This window comes from Streptomyces sp. NPDC047453 (assembly GCF_040643155.1).
Classification (GTDB): domain Bacteria; phylum Actinomycetota; class Actinomycetes; order Streptomycetales; family Streptomycetaceae; genus Streptomyces.
The window spans coordinates 24,409-42,512 of record NZ_JBEYTS010000039.1; the positions used below are offsets into that span (position 1 = coordinate 24,409).

Annotated in this window: 15 protein-coding genes and 5 pseudogenes; 8 read left to right on the forward strand and 12 right to left on the reverse strand. The window is 70.8% G+C overall.

Annotated features, from left to right (window positions below; genetic code table 11):
* Window positions 1–59: 59 nt before the first annotated feature.
* The 4 genes from ABZ818_RS27845 (at window position 60) to ABZ818_RS27860 (ending at window position 5,442) form a co-directional block, all read left to right on the forward strand.
* On the forward strand, window positions 60–1,268 hold the full coding sequence (locus tag ABZ818_RS27845; RefSeq protein ID WP_361420171.1) for an ROK family transcriptional regulator: 1,209 nt from the start codon (window positions 60–62) through the stop codon (window positions 1,266–1,268).
* 554 nt (window positions 1,269–1,822) lie between these two features.
* Window positions 1,823–2,422: an N-acetylmuramoyl-L-alanine amidase gene (locus ABZ818_RS27850; protein ID WP_361420174.1), complete on the forward strand. Its 600-nt coding sequence runs from the start codon at window positions 1,823–1,825 to the stop codon at window positions 2,420–2,422.
* Between the two features lie 48 nt (window positions 2,423–2,470).
* Entirely contained in the window at window positions 2,471–3,784 is a 1,314-nt protein-coding gene (locus tag ABZ818_RS27855) for a GAF domain-containing protein (RefSeq protein ID WP_361420177.1), read from the forward strand.
* A gap of 134 nt (window positions 3,785–3,918) precedes the next feature.
* Entirely contained in the window at window positions 3,919–5,442 is a 1,524-nt protein-coding gene (locus ABZ818_RS27860) for an aldehyde dehydrogenase family protein (RefSeq protein WP_361420180.1), read from the forward strand.
* Between the two features lie 220 nt (window positions 5,443–5,662).
* Here the strand turns inward: ABZ818_RS27860 and ABZ818_RS27865 are convergent, their stop codons facing one another.
* The 12 genes and pseudogenes from ABZ818_RS27865 to ABZ818_RS27920 all read right to left on the reverse strand — a co-directional run bounded on the left by ABZ818_RS27865 (window position 5,663) and on the right by ABZ818_RS27920 (window position 15,261).
* The gene (locus tag ABZ818_RS27865) at window positions 5,663–6,337 is read right to left on the reverse strand and encodes an SUMF1/EgtB/PvdO family nonheme iron enzyme (protein ID WP_361420183.1); all 675 of its coding nucleotides are present in this window, start codon (window positions 6,335–6,337) and stop codon (window positions 5,663–5,665) included.
* A 183-nt stretch (window positions 6,338–6,520) separates the two neighbouring features.
* On the reverse strand, window positions 6,521–6,958 hold the full coding sequence (locus ABZ818_RS27870; protein ID WP_361420186.1) for a cytidine deaminase: 438 nt from the start codon (window positions 6,956–6,958) through the stop codon (window positions 6,521–6,523).
* Window positions 6,959–6,979: 21 nt separating this feature from the next.
* A pseudogene (locus ABZ818_RS27875) lies at window positions 6,980–7,147 on the reverse strand (IS630 family transposase); the annotation flags it as partial.
* 109 nt (window positions 7,148–7,256) lie between these two features.
* A complete protein-coding gene (locus tag ABZ818_RS27880) occupies window positions 7,257–7,763 on the reverse strand; it encodes a suppressor of fused domain protein (protein WP_361420189.1) in 507 nt (168 codons plus the stop codon).
* Window positions 7,764–8,131: 368 nt separating this feature from the next.
* Window positions 8,132–9,067: a DUF4232 domain-containing protein gene (locus tag ABZ818_RS27885; RefSeq protein WP_361420192.1), complete on the reverse strand. Its 936-nt coding sequence runs from the start codon at window positions 9,065–9,067 to the stop codon at window positions 8,132–8,134.
* A gap of 371 nt (window positions 9,068–9,438) precedes the next feature.
* Window positions 9,439–10,323, reverse strand: coding sequence for a glycoside hydrolase family 19 protein (locus ABZ818_RS27890; protein ID WP_361420195.1), 885 nt, complete (start codon window positions 10,321–10,323; stop codon window positions 9,439–9,441).
* A gap of 327 nt (window positions 10,324–10,650) precedes the next feature.
* Window positions 10,651–10,866: pseudogene (locus tag ABZ818_RS27895) on the reverse strand (transposase); the annotation flags it as partial.
* A gap of 15 nt (window positions 10,867–10,881) precedes the next feature.
* Window positions 10,882–11,511: a class I SAM-dependent methyltransferase gene (locus tag ABZ818_RS27900; RefSeq protein WP_361420198.1), complete on the reverse strand. Its 630-nt coding sequence runs from the start codon at window positions 11,509–11,511 to the stop codon at window positions 10,882–10,884.
* A gap of 122 nt (window positions 11,512–11,633) precedes the next feature.
* Window positions 11,634–11,795 carry a hypothetical protein gene (locus tag ABZ818_RS27905; protein ID WP_361420201.1) on the reverse strand — a complete coding sequence of 54 codons (162 nt, stop codon included), beginning with the start codon at window positions 11,793–11,795 and terminating at the stop codon, window positions 11,634–11,636.
* A gap of 176 nt (window positions 11,796–11,971) precedes the next feature.
* Complete coding sequence (locus tag ABZ818_RS27910; protein ID WP_361420204.1) at window positions 11,972–12,445, reverse strand: hemerythrin domain-containing protein; 474 nt, start codon at window positions 12,443–12,445, stop codon at window positions 11,972–11,974.
* 20 nt (window positions 12,446–12,465) lie between these two features.
* Complete coding sequence (locus ABZ818_RS27915) at window positions 12,466–13,686, reverse strand: MFS transporter (protein ID WP_361420207.1); 1,221 nt, start codon at window positions 13,684–13,686, stop codon at window positions 12,466–12,468.
* Window positions 13,687–14,475: 789 nt separating this feature from the next.
* Complete coding sequence (locus tag ABZ818_RS27920; RefSeq protein ID WP_361420210.1) at window positions 14,476–15,261, reverse strand: DUF2249 domain-containing protein; 786 nt, start codon at window positions 15,259–15,261, stop codon at window positions 14,476–14,478.
* Window positions 15,262–15,734: 473 nt separating this feature from the next.
* On the opposite strand from ABZ818_RS27920, the pseudogene ABZ818_RS27925 reads away from it, so the two are divergent.
* From ABZ818_RS27925 to ABZ818_RS27940, 4 genes and pseudogenes are all read left to right on the forward strand, one after another.
* Window positions 15,735–16,885, forward strand: a pseudogene (locus ABZ818_RS27925) (molybdopterin-dependent oxidoreductase); the annotation flags it as partial.
* A gap of 20 nt (window positions 16,886–16,905) precedes the next feature.
* Window positions 16,906–17,275: pseudogene (gene narJ, locus ABZ818_RS27930) on the forward strand (nitrate reductase molybdenum cofactor assembly chaperone); the annotation flags it as partial.
* 2 nt (window positions 17,276–17,277) lie between these two features.
* Window positions 17,278–17,463 (forward strand): annotated as a pseudogene (locus tag ABZ818_RS27935) (respiratory nitrate reductase subunit gamma); the annotation flags it as partial.
* Window positions 17,460–18,062, forward strand: a complete 603-nt coding sequence (locus tag ABZ818_RS27940) for a vitamin K epoxide reductase family protein (protein ID WP_361420212.1) — start codon at window positions 17,460–17,462, stop codon at window positions 18,060–18,062. The pseudogene ABZ818_RS27935 and the gene ABZ818_RS27940, both read left to right, overlap by 4 nt.
* Window positions 18,063–18,104 lie beyond the last annotated feature (42 nt).

Genomic DNA, 18,104 nt, shown 5'->3' on the forward strand with positions numbered 1-18,104 from the left:
GCCCGCATCGCACCCGTTCGGCGCGGAGCCGGCGGACACCGACCAAGGACGACGGAGGCATGACCGCACCGCTGCACGAGGCCCGCCCGGCCGGTACGGGGCGCGCGCTGCCCGACACCCAGCAGGGCATGCGCCGCCGCAACCTCGCACGGGTCATGCACACCGTCCGCGCCGAGGGGCAGTTGTCGCGGGCGGCGGTCGCCTCACGCATCGGACTGACCCGTGCCGCGGTGTCGACCCTCGTCGACGAACTGGTCCGGACCGGACTGCTGGAAGAGCTGGGACCCGAGCGGCCCGGCAGGGTCGGCCGCCCCGGTTCGGCGCTGGCCGTCAGCGGGCACGGCCCCGCCGGGGTCGGCGCGGAGGTCGGGGTCGACCACCTCGCGGCCTGCGTGGTCGATCTGCGCGGTCAGGTGCGGGCACGGGCGGTACGCCACGGAACCAACCGGGGCCGCTCCCCCGAACCGGTGACGAGCGAACTCACCGCGCTGATACGACAGGTCGTCGCCGAGGCGGAGCGGCAGGACCTGTGGCCCGCGGGGCTCTCGGTCGCGGTGCCCGGACTGATCGCACGGGACGGCCGTACGGTCGTGCGGGCTCCCAACCTCGACTGGAACGACACCGACCTCGGCACCCTGCTGCCGCCCGGCCTGCCCCTGACGGTGGACAACGAGGCGAACTTCGGCGGACTCGCGGAACTCTGGCTCGGCGAGGGCACACCGCGTGACTTCCTGCACGTGTCGGCGGAGATCGGCATCGGTGCCGCCGTGGTGGTCGACGGGCGGCTGCTGCGCGGGACGCGCGGTTTCGCGGGCGAGCTGGGGCATGTGCCGGTCGAGCCGGAGGGGCCCGCATGCCCGTGCGGCGGCCGCGGCTGCCTGGAGCAGTACGCGGGAGAGGAAGCCGTGCTGCGGACGGCCGGCCTGGAGCCGGGCGAAGGGCGGGTCGGGCTGCTCGCCATCCGCGCCGCCGAGGGCGACGAGGACGTACGGCGGGCCCTGCGCGACGCCGGCAGGGCACTGGGCGTCGCGCTGACCGGGGCCGTCAATCTGCTCGACCCGCGGAGCGTCGTGCTGGGCGGGGCCCTGGCCGCACTCGCGCCCTGGCTGCTGCCCTCCCTGGAGGCCGAGTTGGCGAGCCGAACCGCGGGGCCCGCCTGTCCGGTGTCCGTGTCCCGGCTGGGCCCCGAGGGGCCGCTGCTGGGTGCCGCGCACGCGGTGGTACGTGCCGTCCTCGACGACCCGGCGGCGGTGGCCGAACGCGCCTGATCGCAGGCCCACTTCACCCGATCGAGTGGCGGAGTTTTCCACATTTCCCCGGGAGTCCACCGAACCCCGCCGGGCTCCTCTGCCCAACCCGCGAGCCCCGTAACGTGATTCACGCGAGGTGCCGCCGTCGAGTCGGGTCGACCGCGGATCTCAGGTGGACGAAGGGGTTCACATGACGGGGGCAACAGGAACTGTCCCGGACACGCACGTCCTGTCCGCCAGCGAGGCACGCCGGCCGGTGGACGCGTTCGGGATATCCCGGGTCGCTGCGGTGAAGTGACTCGTGCGCGACCGCGGGTTCGGCAGGCCGAGCCCCGGCCACCCCGGCCCGTTGGCCACCCGGGCCGACGAGTCCCCGTTGACCGATCCGTGTGACACCGACTCCGCGTGCGTGGCCAAGCTCCGCAAGGAGCGGCCGTCGGTGAGCGAGACTCACCGCGGGCCGCACCACTTCCCCACCCCACCGGGCTCCCGCCCCACCTCACCACCGACCTCCCGCCCCGCTTCCCCACGGACACTCGCACCGCCACTCCCTCACAGAAAGGCCACCGCCCATGGAACGGGCTCGATCTCTCCCCAGCCGACGACACCTGCTCAAGGGCGCCGCTCTGGCCGCCGTCCCCTACGCGCTGCTTCCCGCCGCGCAGGCCGGCGCGCGACCCCGGGCAGTGGACTACCCGGAAGCCGAGTGGCAGCCGGCGAGCAACTCCAACTACTCGGTTTCCAGTCGGCCCATGAGCTACTCAGTGGACCGGGTGGTCATCCACGTCACCCAGCAGACCTATGCCAGCACCCTGGCGATCTTCCAGAACCCGAAGAAGGAGGTGTCCGCGCACTATGTCGTCCGGTCCGCCGACGGACACGTCGCGCAGTGCGTCCTCGAGTCGGACGTCGCCTGGCACGCCGGGAACTGGGACTACAACACGCGCAGCATCGGCATCGAGCACGAGGGCTGGGTGACCAAGCCCGCCTACTTCACCAACGCCCTGTACAAGGAGTCGGCCAGACTCACCGCGGCGATCTGCGACAGATACCGCATCCCCAAGGACCGCGCGCACATCATCGGGCACTATGAAGTACCGGGCACGGACCACACCGATCCCGGGCCCAACTGGGACTGGGTGCGTTACATCAGGCTGGTGAATCTCGCCTGACGGCGAGCCCGGGCGAAGAGGTTGTCCGGGCGCGCGCCGGGAGTGACGATGTCCCCAGCCGCATCGCCGTCCGGGGAGGCCGCATTGACCGATCCGTGGGTGGCCCTGGAGCCGGGAGCCGACCCCGCCGAGCGTGTTCTGGCCCTGCGCAGGGCGCACGAGACGTTCACCGCGGTGGGCGCGGTGCCGCGCCCGGTGCGTCCGGTGGTGGCCGACTCGTGGCGGCGGTCCGCGCGGGCGGGTGTCGGGCCGGACGGCACCGCGAGCGTGGAACTCGCCGACAGCGACCTCGGCACCTACCGGGCGGAGCATCCGCTGGCGCGGGTGATGCCCCTGTTCCGGGAGCTGCTGGGCACGTTCGCCGCCGACGGGGAGCATCTGCTCGCGGTGTGCGACGCGCACGGCAGACTGCTGTGGGTGGAGGGGCATCCGGACACGCGACGCAAGGCGGACCGGATGAACTTCGTGCCGGGCGCGCGCTGGTCGGAGTCCGCCGTCGGGACGAACGCGCCGGGCACGGCGGTCGCCCTGGACCGTCCGGTGCAGGTGTTCGCGGCCGAGCACTTCATCCGGCGCGTCCAGCCCTGGACGTGCGCGGCGGCCCCTGTGCACGATCCGCGCACGGGACAGGTGCTCGGCGCGGTGGACATCACCGGTGGGGACGGGCTCGCCCACCCGCACAGCCTCGGTTTCGTGCGGGCGGTGGCGCGGGCCGCCGAGTCCGAACTGGCGCTGCTCGCCCCACGCCGGCCCGCCGCCGACGCTGCCGAGCTGACCGCGCTCGGGCGGGACGAGGCCCGGCTGGTGGTCGGCGGTCGTGGTGTCCGGCTGAGCCGGCGGCACAGCGAGATCCTGGTGCTCCTGGCCCGTCACCCGGAGGGTCTGACCGGGGACGAGCTCCTGTGCGCGCTGTACGAGGACGAGTCGGTGACGCCGGTGACACTGCGGGCCGAACTGGCCCGGCTGCGCAGGGTGCTCGGTCCGGGACTGCTCTCCTCGCGCCCGTACCGGCTGGCCGTTCCGGTCGGCTCGGACGTGGCGGTCGTCCAGCGCCGGCTGGAGACGGGAGCGGTCGCGGCGGCCGCTGCGGCGTACTCCGGTCCGCTGCTGCCCGGCTCGCAGGCTCCCTCGGTGGTGCGGCTGCGGCAGCGTCTCGCCGACGGAATGCGGAGCGCGCTGATCGCCCGTCGCGACCCCGACCTACTGGCCGACTGGGCGCACGCGCCGTGGGGCGAGGACGACCTGGACGTGTGGCGGGCCCTCGTCGCCGTGCTGCCGACCGCGACGGCCCGGGCCCGGCTCGCCGCGCTGGAGGCGGAGCTGGCGGCGCCACCGGGCTGGTCCCGCACCGCACCCCGCTGACGTCTCCGGCCCGGCACGGGCCCGCGGTGGCCCGCGGTGGCCCGCGCCGCAACGTACTTGCAACGTCGGCATGTCTAGCCTCGCGCCGAGAGCTGCCCAACGGCGGGCAGCGCTGCTGAGGGAGGCAGACCAGGATGACCCGTTACGCGGCGCCCGGCACCGAGGGCGCGATCGTCTCCTACCAGACGCGCTACGACCACTTCATCGGCGGCGAGTACGTGCCGCCGGCCCGCGGACAGTACTTCGAGAACCCCTCGCCGGTGAACGGGCAGCCGTTCACGGAGGTCGCGCGCGGAACGGCGGAGGACGTCGAGCGGGCACTGGACGCGGCGCACGCTGCCGCCCCGGGCTGGGGCAGCACGTCCGTGACCGAACGCTCCGACATCCTGCTGAAGATCGCCGACCGTATGGAGGCCAACCTCGAATCCCTGGCGGTCGCCGAGAGCTGGGAGAACGGCAAGCCGGTCCGCGAGACGCTGGCGGCCGACATCCCGCTGGCCATCGACCACTTCCGCTACTTCGCGGGCGCGATCAGGGCGCAGGAAGGATCGCTGGGGGAGATCGACAACGACACGGTGGCGTACCACTTCCACGAGCCGCTCGGGGTGGTCGCGCAGATCATCCCGTGGAACTTCCCCATCCTCATGGCGACCTGGAAGCTGGCGCCCGCGCTCGCGGCGGGCAACGCGGTGGTGCTCAAGCCCGCCGAGCAGACCCCGGCCTCGATCCACTACTGGATGAGCCTGGTCTCCGACCTGCTGCCGCCCGGGGTGCTGAACATCGTCAACGGCTTCGGTGTGGAGGCGGGCAAGCCGCTCGCCTCCAGCCCGCGGGTGGCGAAGGTGGCGTTCACGGGCGAGACGACGACGGGGCGGCTGATCATGCAGTACGCCGCCGAGAACATCAAGCCGGTCACGCTGGAGCTCGGCGGCAAGTCGCCGAACATCTTCTTCGACGACGTCTCGGCCGCGGACGACGACTTCCGCGACAAGGCGCTCGAGGGCTTCACGATGTTCGCGCTCAACCAGGGCGAGGTGTGCACCTGCCCGTCCCGGGCGCTGATCCAGCGGGGTCACTACGCCGAGTTCGTCGAGGCGGCGGTCGCCCGCACCAAGCTCATCACGACGGGCCACCCCCTCGACACCGACACCATGATCGGCGCCCAGGCGTCCAACGACCAGCTGGAGAAGATCCTCTCCTACCTGGACATCGGCCGGCAGGAGGGTGCGCGCGTCCTGACGGGCGGCGAACGCATCGAGCACGACGGCGAGTTGAAGGGCGGCTACTACGTCCAGCCGACCATCTTCGAGGGCGACAACCGGATGCGGATCTTCCAGGAGGAGATCTTCGGTCCGGTGGTCTCGGTGACGTCCTTCGACGACTTCGACGACGCCATCAAGATCGCGAACGACACGCTGTACGGCCTCGGAGCGGGCGTGTGGACCCGGGACAACGGCACCGCCTACCGCGCGGGCCGCGCCATCCAGGCGGGCCGCGTCTGGACGAACTGCTACCACGCCTACCCCGCGCACTCCGCCTTCGGCGGCTACAAGCAGTCCGGAATCGGCCGCGAGACCCACAAGATGATGCTGGACCACTACCAGCAGACGAAGAACCTCCTGGTGTCGTACTCCCCGAAGAAGCTCGGCTTCTTCTAGACACTCGAAAAGGGGCGCCTGACCCGGCTTTTCAACCATCAGGCGCCTCTTGCTCGACCCACTCACGGCAGGGCCCTGTATCCGCAGCTCGACACTCATGCCGCTGACCCTTCACCCGACGGCTGGGCCTGATGCGGTCGCCAGCCGACGGCAGGCGAGGTCAGCGCCCATCCGCATGCGCGGTCTTCCAAACTGGCGGCATGGCCGCACGCCTCTGTGCTCAGCGTGCCGCCTGACTGGTTGGCACAGGTGCAACCGGACGGACCGCGGTGAAGTCCTGGAACTCGCAGCGGGTGGCGGAGAGCAACAGCAGCCACTCGTCGCAGCCCTGCCACGGATAGAGGTCGCCGGCGCCTCCGCGCACCACCCGCGGTCCGTCCCCGGTGCGAGGGCGTGCGTCCACCGGCGCGTCCGTGAAATGCGGGATCCACACGTCAGCGCAGATTTCGTTTGCCGATCCCATCGCCGCCAGCCCGAAGGCGTTCTCAGCCGCGGCAGTGCGCTCCTCGTCGGCAAAGTCGTCGAGCACCTGATCCTCGTCCGGCCTCCCATCCCCGCGGAAGGTCAGAGTGGTCGTGCCTGCCCGGGCCGCATACTCCCACTCCGCCTCGCTGGGCAGCCGGAACGGCAACGTCCCAAGCAGGTCATCCACGTCGTCCTCGAACCGGGCCGTACTCGAAGCCGAGTCGGCGAAGCTGTCCTCGTACTCGGGGAGCCAGTGCCGTACTTGCGCCACCGTCAGCGGATGCCGGGCGATCAGGAATGGCTCGACCCGCACTTCTCGCACCGGCCGGGTTCTGACAGCACCAGCAAAGAACGCCTCGAGGTCGTCATCGGCGCCGTCGGCCCGCTCGATGGCACGAACGGCGTCCAGTTCCGCGTCGGACAAGCCCATCCGGAACGTCCCACCGGGAACAGCCCGGAAGACCACTCCGGAGGGGGTGTGCCGCCAAGCCGGTCGGCCGGCCACGATCTCTTGAGCCCACATGGTGCCGGACGCTAGCAGCTGGGCGTTCCGGTTGACGGAGGGGATCCAGTGCCGCATCAGGCAACGTTTGCCCTGTAACCGCCTGGGGCGTCAGCTCGTGCTGGGTGGTGCGCCGGCCTCAGCGTCGAGTTGGTGGTCCGCCCAGATATAGCTTTCGGGGAGCAGGTCGGTGACGGGCACCATCCGGAGGCCGTCGTTTGTCCCGACGATGACCTTGAGGGCTGGAAAGTAGTCAAGAAGGACCTGGCGGCAGCGGCCACATGGGGGCACGACGCCTCGGTCGCGATCACCCACGGCGACGATGGTGTCCAGGTCATAGGCGCCCTGGGCGGCAGCGGTGCCGATCAGGACCAGCTCCGCGCAGGGGCCTCCGGTGAAGTGATAGGCGTTCACCGCGGTGACGATCCGGCCGTCTCGGGCGCGGGCCGCAGCCGCCATGGTGTGGTTGTCGCCCCGGCAGCGTGTGGCCGCGACGTGTGCCGCTGCCCGGATCAGCTCGTGGTCGACACGGTCGGTCTGTGTGGTCATCTTCTCTGCCTTCCTGCACGGTCAGGCGACGTTGGCCCTGTCGACGACGGAGCGTAGGCGCCGGTCGTCGGCGTGACGGTTTCGCCAGATGATGTAGCGGCGGATCATGCTGCCCTGCTCTTTGTGGGTGGCCTGGTCGGTACCGTCAAGGGTGAAGTAGCGCAGGACGGTGAACTGGGCTTCCACTCGGCCAGGCGGCGCCAGCAGGTCGCCGCTACGCGGCTCGTCACCGAAGCCGGCGAACCTGGACCGATACGCCCCTGGCGGTCACAAGTGGTGACCGCCGGAGGCCGGGATCTCAGGCGACCGACGCCCTGAACGGATCGGTGGGGATGATCTCTGCCTCGTCGAAAAGCTGCTCCAACGCCTCGTGCCCGTGACGCCTGCGGAACACGATCTCGGCTGTCGTCACGGGCAGGGTCCACAGGATGCGGGCGTGGCCCCCGGGAATCGGACAATGTTCAAGGTCGGGTCCGTGGAGATAGGGCAGGCTGATCAGCAGGTGATCACAGGTTGAACCCGGCACCCACGGTTCACCCATCGGCATGCTGTGCTCCAGGTCGAGCTGATGTCCTCCGCAGTGGTAGTAGGCGATCATCGCCATGAGCTCGATGAACCGCTGGTCGCGGACGTGAGCGGTCATGACGAACTCAAGTCCATGACCGTCCTTCTCCATCGCGGCCCAGCACCCGGCGGTCACATAGGCCCAGCTGTCGCTGCGGGGACCGGGCCCCACAACGAGAACTCGCAGATCGGGTGCTACCTCTCGCCGTTCCGGCCCGAGGTCGTAGTCGACGACCTCCACAGAGTGTCCCTCGAAGAACGCCCGGACATGTGACTCAACGGCCTCCGCAGCCGGCAGCCTCGCATCACTCACCGCGCGATCATCCCAGACCGCGATCGATCGCCCCTGCCGGCTCACTCAGCGTCATGGAGCTGCGGGCGTCAGCCACGAATACGTGACACCTCAACATGCGAGCCCTCCAGCCTCACCCCCGGAGAGGCCCGCGAGTTCACCAATCGGCATGCTGTGCTCCTTCGTGCGGTGTCCGGAGCCGTCCACCGCGCGAAGCAGCAACTAGGAAGTGCTCCTGACGTGCTCTCAGCCCGACAGGCCCGGAACTGCGCCTCCGACCAACGGGGAATCGGGAATGCTGGAGTCTCCTTGAAGTACTAGCGTTCCGCTTTTTCCCACGGTCTGACGCCGAGCTTCCCGGTGGTTCCGAGGTCGAGGTGCGGGGTCACCGTCACCGGGGCGGCACTCTCCTTCGCCCGGACCCGCACGTAGGGCACGTTTACCGCCGTACCGAACTCGCTGGTGTTGCGCCAGACCAGGCCGGCGGTGGCCGACTCGCCGGGCTCGAGCGTGACAGGCCGGGGCTGTTCTTCGGGCCCGGCGCCGGTGGTGATCTCGCCGCTGCCGTCGAGGATCTCGACGCCGTCGACGGGCTCGAGGTCGTCGTCCAGCAGTTCCAGCAGCGGGTAGCCCCCGACGGAGTAGGCGCGCGTCCCGCAGTTGTCGAGGTGAAGGCCCACGAGGCGCAGCCCCATGGCCGCGTCGCCCTCGTCTGCGCTGACCCGGATCCCGGAGGCGGGGCACGTGCCCGGATCAGCCGGCGCCTCGCCTGCGGGGACCTTGGTCACTTCGAGCACCTCGACCTGCGTCACCCGCGGTGCGGTGGGCGGCAGTTCCCCGGCCCGAACCATGCCCCTCACGGTCTTTCCGGGGCCGACGTCGCGTACGGTCTCGGTCCGGTTGGTCACTGCTCCGCCGTTACCGCTCTTGAAGGTGAAGACGATCGAGTAGGTCAGGGTCTCGGTGCTCTCATTGGTGACCTCATAGGCGGCAGAAACCCTCGGGGCCGAGCCCGTGGTGAGTCTGTCGGCGGAGACGGAGTAGCTGCGAGTGGGCGAGGGAGCGGCCGACGGGAGGGTCAGCGACGTGACCCGTACGCCGTCCTTGCCCGGATCGTCGATCCGCATGCCGCCGCCTTGAGACGCGGCCGTGTCGGCACCGGTGTTCCCGGCACCCGCGTGCTCCGTACCGCAGGCCGTGAGCAGCAGAGCGGTTGCAACGAGAGCCAGTTGGAGGGGAACGAGTCTGGGCATGCGGTCATCTCATCAAGGCACGAACCAGACGTGTGCGATGGCGATCACAGTTCCGGTCACAGGGGTGTCACAGGTGAGGGCGGAAAGATGCGGCTCCCCGACACGTCGCGGCCGTCCGGCGCGCCGTGGCCCGGCCAGGAACACCGGGGAACCCCCGATCCGATACACAGCGGCACGGCCGCCTGGTGCGGCACGGCGATCGACCGCTCACGGTCGCTCGTCGTGCCGCGGTGGGGAAGGCACCGCCAGCGGACCGCATCACGCCGAAGCCGATGCGGCCCACGGCCGCGTCAACCGGTTGTCCGGATGTGGGTGCGCGGTGCTCCCGTTCCGATGTCCCGGGAACGATTCGCACACACCCGGGGACCGGGTCAGCAGTACAGGTTGGCGCCCGCCGACACGCCCAGGATCTGCGTGAACTGCTGGTACGTGGTCACACGGCTCTGCACCCGGGCGGGGTTCCTGCCGTCGCACTCGAGGGAACCGTTGATGGAACGGATCGTCTGGCCGAAGCCCGCGCCGTTGACCATGGCGTTGTGCGGGGTCATGGTGCCGGGGCCGGACTGGGTGTTCCAGTACCAGAGGCCCGTCTTCCACGCCACGGCGGCGTCGGTCTGCACCAGCGACGGGTTGTTGAGCAGGTCGATGCCGAGCGCATCACCCGCGGCCTTGTAGTTGAAGTTCCAGCTGAGCTGGATGGGGCCGCGCCCGTAATAGGCCGACTGGCCTGCCGGGCAGCCGTACGGCTGGCTCCAGTCGCAGTAGTTCGGATAGTTGGCGGTGTTCTGCTCGACGCCGTAAACCAGTCCGCCCGTCTCGTGGCTGACGTTGGCGAGGAAAGCGGCTGCCTCCTGCTTCTTGGCCTCGTCGCCGCCGGTGGTGGCGAAGCCGGGGTAGGCGCTGAGCGCGGCGACAAGACCGCTGTAGGTGTAGAAGCCGTTGCGGTTCGGGAACATCTGGTTGAACTTGGCTTCGGGGACAACGAAGTTACCGACGGACGTGCCGCTGTCACAGTTGTACGGCTCCCAGTACCAGGTGCTGATGACCGGGTCGTAGCCCGGGTTGTCGTGCTCGGCGATATACGCCTTGCCGTCCGTGTAGCGGACGATGTCACCGGTGGCATACGCCTTGCCGGCCACCCAGCTCGGGTAGCTCGAACAGGTGGCGGCGGACGCGCTGCTGGTCGGCACCAGCACCGGTACGGCGGCGGAGAGGGCGAGCGCGGCCACGACCGCGGAGATTCGACGCCTCGACACGGAATCAACTCCTTGGCGGAGAAAGGCCGTACCCGGCGCAGGCAGGACGGAGCGAGCCTTGTGCGCGTGCCGGCGGAGCCGGACGGGGCGCGGGGCCGACCGTGGTGGGGGGTTGAGGCACACTCAATCGCATTGGTCTGTACCAGTCAAGGCGCAGACCGATCAGCGGCGAAGGAATGGCCGGGGGGAGGCACGGCCAACCGGACTGAGGTGGTGGCCTGTTGGGCGGCGAGGCTGAGAGCCGGTCCCCTCGGGAACGGGATGGGGGCGCACAGCGCGGTGGCGCGCGGTCCCCTTTGAAGGACGGTCGGCGGCCAGAGCGTGCCGCGCCCCGGCTGCGTGCTGGTGAGCGCGCACCACCTTGGAATCGACGCTGACCGTCCAGCCCTCGCCCTCAGTCTCATCGCAGCCGGCACACGATCCGTCCAGGAACCGTTCCCAGGTCCCGTCCAGCGACCAGCGCCGATGCCGGTTGCAGACCGTCTTCCACTTCCCATCACACGCCGGCAGGTCCCGCCACGCACAGGACGTCCGCGTCCGGAAGTCCACGGGCACGCTCTAGTGGAGGCGGGCCAGCAAGTGGGCGTCGAGGAAGCCCCGCTCGGAGGCCGGATCGTGGAGCAGCCGGGCGAACGTGACGAGCCCGGCCCCGGCCAGCAACTCGGCGAACCGGTCCACCGGCCAGCTATAGGCGGGCGTCACCTTGTGGTCGAAGCGGACCGGCTCCGGTCCGTCGGTCGCGAAGAACGAGACCAGAAGCAGGCCCCCTGGTGCCAGGACACGTACCTGCTCGGCGAGCAGCGCGGGCAATTCCCCAGGCGGGGTATGGATCATCGAGTAGTGGGCCAGCACGCCGCCGAGCGCGCCGTCCTCGACCGGCAGGGCCTCCATCCGCGCCTCGTCAAACCGCAGCGCCGGATGGGCCCGCCGCGCGTGGTCGACCATGCCCGGGGAGAGGTCGAGTCCGAAGGCGTCCAGCCCCAGGTCGTGCAGCATGGCCGTCAGATGTCCCGGCCCGCACCCGACGTCGGCTGCCCGCGGGTTCCCCGTCCCGCGCACCAGTTCCGCGAAGGTGCCGATCATGTTCCGCGAGAACGGGTGGGTCTCCAACCGATCAGCGAACATCGACGCATACAGCTCGACGACCCCGTCGTAGGCCGCCCTGGTCTCGTCCTGGTGCTCCATCACGGGAAGGGAAGCTAACACCCGCGCACGTCCGCAGCTTCTCCGGGCCCCGTGCCGAGCCCCGCCCCTGGAGACTGAGGGATACCGTGCGAGGTCGGCCAGGCGCAGCGGCTCCGGGTGGCGGATCAGCAGCCCCAGGATGCCCTCGCCTCGCGGGGAGTGACGATCCGCGCGATGGTCTCCTCATCGACACCGACGGTGAGGAACTGCTTGATCGTGCCTTCCTCCCCGCAGTTGCGGCAAAGCACCCAGCGCCCCGGCATCGCGAGGTCCCTGGTCGCGGTCACCCACCCCAGCTCCCCTTTTCCGTCATGCCGCCCGCACCCGTCAGAATGCCCGACGCGCCGGTCCGGATCGACGGTGTGGTCGATGCGATCGAAGGGGATGAGAAGGCGCCACAAGCTCGACCCGTGCCCCGGCCAGGCGAGGCTGCCGGGGCACGGCGGAGGGGGGAAGCGTCAGGTCACGGTGACGGCGACGACAGGCGGGTGCCTGTGCGGGCGCGGACCGCCTCGACGGCTTCCCACTGCTCGGTGGTCAGGTAGGCCAGGGCGGCCGGGAAGACGCCGTCCTGCTCCTTGAGGATGTGGTGACGCAGCAAGTCGAGCGTCTCGATCAACCGCCGCGGCCAGGAGGGATCGGCCAGGAACGGTCCGTTCGCCTCCGCCAGCACGGCGTCGATGCGCCGGTCCTCATCTTGGAGTTCGGCCATCTGCTCGGGAAAGTCGGCGGCCAGGGCCGGGAACAGACCGTGCTCCTCGACCTGGGTGTGCGGGCCGAGCAGGGCGGCGATCTCGCGGGCGACCGCCGCCATGCGAGCGACGTTGCCGCCGCCGTGGGCGTCGCGGACATGGCTGATGAGCGTCACGACCCTCTCATGCTCCTGGGTCAGCTCGTCGATCGCTTCCAGCGCCTGGCAGCCGCAGTACTCGCACATGGTGTCGCTGTCCTTCCTGCTCAGGTCGCATGGGGTGCGGGAACCCGGCGGGTGACCGACTGGCGCACGCCGGTGCCGGTGAGGGTGAGCGCCGCGGCCGCCACCGCCGCGAGCAGGGCCAGGCCGAGGGCGTAGGAGCCGTAAGCGCCGTACAGCGAGCCCATGACCAGCGGTGGGATGAAACCGCCGAGGCCGCCGGCCGCGCCGACGACGCCGGTGACCGAGCCGACCTTGTTCGCCGGGGCGATGAGCGCGACCAAGGCGAAGACAGCGCCGCTGCCCGCGCCGAGTGCGGCGGCCAGCGCGAGGAAGGCGATCGTGCCGATCGGTGCCAGGCCTGGGGTGAACGCCTGGACGAAGGCTCCGGCGAGGACCACGGTCAAGGACATGGCCAGGACCCGCACCGGGCCGATGCGGTCCGACAGCCAGCCGCCGATCGGGCGCAGTGCGACCGCGAACAGGACGAAGCCGGCCATCCGGTTGGCCGCGTCCGTCTGGGCCAGGCCGTAGCCGGCCTTCAGGTAGGTGGGCAGGTAGACGGAGAAGGCGACGTAGCCGCCGAAGGCCACCGCGTACAGGGCGGATGCCTGCCAGGTGATCCCGAGCCTCAGGGTGGTGGCCAGCCGGCCGGCCAGCGGTTCGGTGGGCACCGTGCGGCCGGGCGCGTCCCGCAGTACCAGGGCCGCCACCACCGCGTAGACCGCCAGCACGGCGGCGGTGATCAGGAAGGGATTGGCCATGCCGTGCGCCTTCACCAGCTTGACCGTGGTGAGCGCACTGATCGCGGTGCCGCCCATGCCGGCCCCGAAGATCCCGATGGCGAGCCCGCGCCGCTCGGGCGGGAACCAGGCGTTGACGAAGGGCACACCGACGGCGAACGCGGTGCCGCCGATGCCGAGGAAGAATCCTCCCGTCAGCAGGGCGGTGAGCGAGGAGTGTCCGGCCAGGCCGAGGTAGAGCACCGGCACGACGGTGGCCGCCGAGACGAAGGGGAACATCACGCGCCCGCCGAAGCGGTCGGTCAGCGCACCCACCGGGATCCGGCCCAGTGAGCCGACCACCACCGGCACCGCCACCAGCAGCGACTGCTGGAACGAGGTCAGACGCAGGCTGTCCTTGAAGTGCGGGCCGAGCGGGCTGAGCAGGGCCCACGCCCAGAAGTTCACGGCGAAGCCCACCGTGGCCAGTGCCAGCATCAGCCACGCCCGGCCGGGCACGGGCACGGGCACGGGCACGGGCATGGGCACGGCTGTTGCCTCGTTCTGCTTCCTCGACGGCTGAAGCCTCGTCAGCCCGTCCCTTCGCGTCGCAGTGGTGTTGCCCCGGCTGTGGGTCCAGGAGCGCAGGCCATCCGACGGCGTGGTGCGTGCCGTCGGTCCAACGCCACTATGCGTGTGCGGAGTTCTCCATGGGTCGGGCCGTCCGGCCTCATCACCCGGCCCGGCGGTCCCCGATTCAGCGTCCGGCCGGAACGCGAGGTCGCGTACGCCGGTTGCCCACACGTCCTGGCAGAACACCGGACAGTGGACGGGGGGCCGTCCGGCACATCACAGACGCGGGAAGCCCGGACTGACGGTGCGGGGGGTCCACAACGGGGCCACCTGGGCGTGGGGTTCGAAGCGGAGGACGGTTCACGTGACGGGCAGGGCCGCGGCGAGCTGTCGGCGGATCGCTCGTATGCCGCTCACCGCGGCCTCCGTACAGGATGGGTACGCATCGTGCGTCCGGCAGCCCGCGAGTCAGGGCAGACGTGGCGGGCGGCCGGACGGTGACCGGTCCGGCCCGTGCGCGGCTCCCGCCACGGGGGACGGCGATGGAGACGGCCGCGCGGGCGCTTTGCACGGTCGTACACGGGATACCTCCGGATCGGTCGACAGCCAGCATCCGGCATCAGGCGGCCCTGGGGCAGCGGCCGAAGAGCCCACGGACATGGGCCGACTGTCCCTGGTTCCAGTGATCACGACTCAAGGGGCGGCCGCCGTCCTGGTCGGCGATGGCGGCGGCCGCCTGCCCGGAGACGGGTCAGTCCGTCAACGACGGTGCGGGTCCGCACCCAAGGCGTCCGCCGCGGCCACCAGTGCCGCGCCGAGACCGGTCAGCACGCCGCCCAGGCCCATGACCAGCGTGGTGAGGTGCCAGGCCTGGTAGGCGGACAACAGCGAGCCGCGCAGCGTTTCGCCCATGAAGGCGGTCTGGCGCAGTTCGGCGAGCTTCTCGTCGTCGTTCCCCGCGGCGTACAGCTCGTCGGTGATCTCGGCATAGGTACGGCCGCCGGTCGCTTTGACGACATGCTCCTTGATCAGCTCGGCGTAGGCGTGGGCCTGGGCGCCGGTCTCCACGCTCTGGCCGGCGAGAGCGGCGAGGTGGGCGGGCAGCCCGTGGTCCGGGAACGTGATCCGCTGCGCGGCCAGTTCGGTACGGATCTCCTTGCGGCCCATACGGCCGCGCAGAACCATGACGGGTCCGGCGGCCATCAGGGCCGCGCCGGCCATCCCGACCAGTGCGCCGGTCCGGCGGTGCACAACATCCATGACATGCCCTCCTGTGTTTTTCTTCGTCGGCCTGGTTTTCCTGGTGGTGGACTCGGCGTGTACGAGGGCGCTGAGCGACAGCGGGTCGAGCGGCGCGACGGGCACCAGGGCACCGCCGGCCGGGACCGCGTCGCGCGCGCCGAAGACCGTGACATGACGCAGGGCATGGGGTACGGACCGCACGTCCCGTTCGGGCACGGCCTCCTTCTCCGCACCACCGCAGCCGCACACGCCGCCACAGCCACCGCCCTCTTCCGCCTCGCCACCCGATATGTCCTCCACCATCTCAGGGCGATGTGATCCGGAAGCGCCTTCTGCGGGTGTGTCCGCGGCCGGCCGGGAAACGGGCCGTCCGCCACATCCCCGACACAGCGCACCAGGCGGCCGGGCACAGGTACGGCGACATGGCGGACCACCGCCCGGCCGATGGCACCGGGCCGGACGGCGACCGGACCAGGAGCGCGCCGCGGCTGCCTCAGCCCGTGGACACGAGAAGACGTGGCCGGACAGCCGGACCTGACGGTCCGTGGCCATTCCCGGGCCGGTCACAGGCCAGGATCGCCGTGCCGCGGCGGTCGGCGCCTGAGCCGACCGACCCTCGGGGGCACTGCCCCGTGGCCCCTGTCATGGCTCCGAACGGCCCTCGGCCGGAGGGCAAGTTCAGGCGGGACGGAGGTGAGGACCGGGCCGGTAGGTATCCCGGTAGGGCCGTTCGGCCCCAGGCCCGGAGCAGAGCCCGGCGCCTAGCGTTCGTGGCCATGGAGAACGACGAGATCGCGCGTCCGTCACAGCGGCGCGCAGGGCAGGACTGGCCGTTGGCAGCCCGTCGGCTGCTGACCCGTCGCGAGGTGTCGGCCGACGGACGCGCTGTCTTCGGTGAAGGCGACCCCCAGTGGGAGGGGTTCTACCGGGACCGCTGGGCGCACGACAGGGTGGTGCGCTCCACGCACGGCGTGAACTGCACCGGATCGTGTTCCTGGATGGTGTACGTCAAGGACGGCATCATCACCTGGGAGCACCAGGCCACCGACTACCCGTCGATCGGCACGGACTGCCCGGAGTACGAGCCGCGCGGTTGCCCGCGCGGTGCGTCGTTCTCCTGGTACACCTACTCGCCCAGCCGGGTCCGCTACCCGTACGTCCGGGGTGCTCTGCTGAAGCTGTGGCGCGAGGCCCGGCGCAGGCTCGGTGATCCCGTCGCGGCCTGGGCGGAGATCACCGGCGATCCGGCCAAGGCGCGCGCCTACAAGCGGGCCCGCGGCAAGGGCGGCCTGGTGCGCGCGGACTGGGACGAGGTCACAGAGCTCGTCGCCGCGCCCACGTCCACGCGATCAAGACCTACGGTCCCGATCGCGTGGCCGGCTTCTCCCCGATCCCGGCGATGTCCAGGGCGTCGTTCGCGGCCGGATCCCGGTTCATGTCGCTGATCGGCGGCGCGCTGCTGTCGTTCTACGACTGGTACGCCGATCTCCCCGTCGCGTCCCCGCAGGTCTTCGGCGACCAGACCGACGTCCCCGAGGCGGCGGACTGGTGGAACGCGGGCTACCTGATCATGTGGGGCTCCAACATCCCCGTCACCCGGACCCCGGACGCCCACTTCCTCACCGAGACCCGCTACAACGGCACCAAGGTCGTCGCGGTCAGCCCCGACTACGCGGACAACGTCAAGTTCGCCGACGAGTGGCTCGCCCCGCATCCCGGCACGGACGGGGCGCTCGCGATGGCCATGGGGCACGTGATCCTGCGCGAGTTCCTCGTCGACCGCGAGGTGCCCTACTTCCGCGACTACCTGCGGACGTACACGGACGCACCGTTCCTCGTGACGCTGCGGGACAGCCCCCATGGGCTCGTCCCGGACGGGTTCCTGACCGCCGCGGACCTCGGGCGCGAGTCCGGTGAGAACGCAGAGACCGCAGAGACCGCGCCGAGCAGGACCCCCAGGCACTCGAGCGGCACTACGTCGAGACATTCGACCTGCGCCGCAAGAGCAGCCTCTACCTCACCTACTACCTGCACGGCGACACCCGCCGCCGCGGCATGGCCTGCTCACTCTGGCCCGCTACTACCAGGCCGCGGGATGGGACATGAGCGGCGGCGAACTGCCGACCACCTGCCGGTCGTCCTGGAGTTCGCCGCTCTGGCCGGCACCGGCGCGGGCGAGGCGCCGCTGCGCCGGCACCGCCGCGGCCTCGACCTGATCCACCGGGCGCTGGAGGCCGCCGACTCGCTGTACCGGCACCACCTGGCCGCGCTGCTCGCCCTCCTGCCGCCGCCGACCAAGGCCGACGAGGAGGCGGTGACCAGTTGCACGCACTGAGCGCCTGCCTGCTCTTCGCCGCCTGGCCGTTCACTCGCCTGGTCCACGTGTGGAGCGCCCCGATCGGTTACCTTGTCCGCCCCTTGGTCTACCGGCGGCGGGCGGCCACTGCGGCACCCGTGGTAAGCGGCGTCCCGGCCTCCGAGTCGCGTTCCCGGCGCGCCTCGTGAGTCCGGCCCGCCCAGGACGGCCGGGTTGCCGCATCGGCTGGCTGCTGACCCTGACCGGCGTCGTCGGCTGGCTCGCCTCCTTCGCGCTCACGGTGGACGACTGGCGCCTGCTCAAGGATCCGGGCTATGAGCCGCCGTGCAACAGTCCGATCGTCAGTTGCGGCAGCGTCATGTCCAGCCCGGAGGGCAGCGTGTTCGGCTTCCCCAACATGCTGCTCGGCCTGGGCGCCTTCGCCGCGGTCGCCGTTCTCGGCGTGGCCGTGCTCACCGGGGCCCGTCTGCACCGGGCGCTGTGGCTGGCCCTGAACACCGGCGCTCTCGCCGGCGTCGTGTTCGTGCACTGGCTGATTCACCGGTCACTGTTCGGCCTGGGCCGGCTCTGCCCCTACTGCGCCGTGGTCTGGGTCGTCACCATCGCCCTGTTCTGGTACGTCACCCTGCGCAACCTCAGACACGGAGTCATCCCGGTTCCGGCGGCCGGCCGGAGCGCGCTCACCCTGGTCCTGGAGACGCACTGGATACTCCTCGCGGCCTGGTACGGCGTGATCACCGTCCTGATCCTCACCCGGTTCGGTCCCTACTGGAGCAGCCTGCTGTGAGCGGGCCGCCACGTCCCTGAGGCCAGGACCTGGCGGCCCGGG

Excerpts from the sequence above, each read along its gene's own strand:
- ABZ818_RS27845 (WP_361420171.1), top strand. The coding sequence starts at position 60 with ATGACCGCACCGCTGCACGAGGCCCGCCCGGCCGGTACGGGGCGCGCG.
- ABZ818_RS27850 (WP_361420174.1), top strand. The coding sequence starts at position 1,823 with ATGGAACGGGCTCGATCTCTCCCCAGCCGACGACACCTGCTCAAGGGC.
- ABZ818_RS27855 (WP_361420177.1), top strand. The coding sequence starts at position 2,471 with ATGTCCCCAGCCGCATCGCCGTCCGGGGAGGCCGCATTGACCGATCCG.
- ABZ818_RS27860 (WP_361420180.1), top strand. The coding sequence starts at position 3,919 with ATGACCCGTTACGCGGCGCCCGGCACCGAGGGCGCGATCGTCTCCTAC.
- ABZ818_RS27865 (WP_361420183.1), bottom strand. The coding sequence starts at position 6,337 with ATGGGCTTGTCCGACGCGGAACTGGACGCCGTTCGTGCCATCGAGCGG.
- ABZ818_RS27870 (WP_361420186.1), bottom strand. The coding sequence starts at position 6,958 with ATGACCACACAGACCGACCGTGTCGACCACGAGCTGATCCGGGCAGCG.
- ABZ818_RS27885 (WP_361420192.1), bottom strand. The coding sequence starts at position 9,067 with ATGCCCAGACTCGTTCCCCTCCAACTGGCTCTCGTTGCAACCGCTCTG.
- ABZ818_RS27910 (WP_361420204.1), bottom strand. The coding sequence starts at position 12,445 with ATGTGCGAGTACTGCGGCTGCCAGGCGCTGGAAGCGATCGACGAGCTG.
- ABZ818_RS27915 (WP_361420207.1), bottom strand. The coding sequence starts at position 13,686 with ATGCCCGTGCCCGTGCCCGTGCCCGTGCCCGGCCGGGCGTGGCTGATG.
- ABZ818_RS27920 (WP_361420210.1), bottom strand. The coding sequence starts at position 15,261 with ATGGTGGAGGACATATCGGGTGGCGAGGCGGAAGAGGGCGGTGGCTGT.